This window comes from Brevundimonas sp., from assembly GCF_036405315.1.
Lineage (GTDB): Bacteria > Pseudomonadota > Alphaproteobacteria > Caulobacterales > Caulobacteraceae > Brevundimonas.
In genome coordinates, this window is record NZ_DASWXW010000214.1 from 1 (window position 1) to 1,700 (window position 1,700).

General features: G+C 67.8%; 3 protein-coding genes. All 3 read left to right on the top strand.

Annotation, left to right across the window (positions count from 1 at the left end; all coding sequences use genetic code 11):
• Positions 1 to 525: glycine cleavage T C-terminal barrel domain-containing protein (locus VGE49_RS13175; protein WP_331034996.1), on the top strand; the 525-nt coding region annotated here is incomplete at its 5' end.
• Positions 526 to 537: 12 nt separating this feature from the next.
• Positions 538 to 903 carry a glycine cleavage system protein GcvH gene (gcvH, locus tag VGE49_RS13180; protein WP_331034997.1) on the top strand — a complete coding sequence of 122 codons (366 nt, stop codon included), beginning with the start codon at positions 538 to 540 and terminating at the stop codon, positions 901 to 903.
• A gap of 120 nt (positions 904 to 1,023) precedes the next feature.
• Positions 1,024 to 1,700 (top strand): PLP-dependent aminotransferase family protein (locus VGE49_RS13185; RefSeq protein WP_473964845.1); only part of this gene is annotated, 677 nt, incomplete at its 3' end.

Below are 1,700 nucleotides of genomic sequence, written 5' to 3' on the forward strand. Positions count from 1 at the left end.
ATTTCGGTGCCCAACGCCGACGCCGAGCGCATCTGGAACCTGCTGCTGAGCGACGCCCGCGTGAAGCCGATCGGTTTGGGCGCCCGCGACTCGCTTCGTCTGGAAGCCGGCCTGCCGCTGCACGGCCACGACATCGACGCCGAAACCAGCCCGGTCGAGGCCGCGCTGACCTTCGCCCTGTCCAAGTCGCGCAAGGAAGCCGCCGACTTCAACGGCGCCGAACGTATCCTGAAGGAACTGGCCGACGGCCCGTCGCGCGTCCGCATCGGCCTGAACGTCAAGGAAGGCGCCCCGGCCCGTGAAGGCGCCGAAATCGCCGACATGGACGGAAACGTGATCGGCAAGATCACCTCGGGCGGCCCCTCGCCGACTCTGGGGCGCAACATCGCCATGGGCTATGTCCCGCCGGCCTTCGCCGCCCTGGGCACGGACCTGAAAGTCATCGTCCGCGGCAAACCCGCCGCCGCCGAAGTCGTCGCCATGCCCTTCGTGGCGACCCGCTATTATCGCAAACCTAAAGCCTGAGAGATCAGACACATGCGCTTCACCAAGGATCACGAGTGGGTTCGCCTCGAGGGCGACGTCGCCACGGTCGGCATCTCCAAGCACGCCGCTGACGCCCTGGGCGACGTGGTGTTCGTCGAGACGCCCGAAGCCGGCAAGACCGTCTCGGTCGGCGACAGCTTCGCCGTCGTGGAATCGGTCAAGGCCGCCTCGGACGTCTACGCCCCGGTCGCCGGCGAAGTGGTCGAGGGCAACGCCGCCCTGGCCTCGGCCCCGGAAACCGTCAACGCCGACCCGGAAGGCGAAGGCTGGTTCGCCAAGATCAAGATCGCCGACGCCTCGGCCGTCGACGCCCTGATGGATCAGGCCGCCTACGACGCCTACCTGACCACCCTCTAAGGCTCCCGCCTTCTCCGCTCATCCCCGCGGAAGCGGGGACCCAGCTCTTTGGGATCAAGCAGCGGTGTTTGAAGCTTAAACCTGGGTCCCCGCTTCCGCGGGGATGAGCGGAATAAAGTAATGCGCTACCTCCCCCTGACGCCCGACGACCGTGAGGCCATGCTGGCCGCCATCGGCGCGAAATCCATCGACGACCTGTTTGTCGACGTGCCGCAGGCCGCGCGCCGCGACGGCTTTGTCGACCTGCCCCGCGTGGCGGGCGAGCTGGAGGTCGAACGCGCCCTCTCGGCCATGGCCGGCAAGAACGCCACGGCCGGAACCGTCCCCTTCTTCTGCGGCGCCGGCGCCTACAAGCACCACGTCCCGGCCACGGTCGATCACGTGATCCAGCGGTCGGAATTCCTGACCAGCTACACCCCCTACCAACCGGAAATCGCGCAAGGGACCCTGCAGTACCTGTACGAATTCCAGACCCAGGTCGCGAACCTGACCGGCATGGAAGTCGCCAACGCCTCGCTCTATGACGGCTCGACCGCCATGGCCGAGGGCGTGCTGATGGCCACCCGCGTGACCCGCCGCAACAAGGCCGTCATCTCGGGCGGCGTGCACCCGCACTACGTCAAGGCCACCGAGACCGTGGTTCACGCCGTCGGCGTCGAGACCCAGGCCCTGACCGCCGCCGTCGACGCCGAAGACGCCGTCATCGCCGCCATCGACAAGGACACGGCCTGCGTCGTCGTCCAGACCCCGAACGTCTTCGGCACCGCCACCGACGTCACCAAGATCGCCGAGGCCGC

Bases quoted from the DNA above. Each gene is read 5' to 3' on its own strand.
- gcvH (WP_331034997.1), top strand. From the start codon at position 538: ATGCGCTTCACCAAGGATCACGAGTGGGTTCGCCTCGAGGGCGACGTC.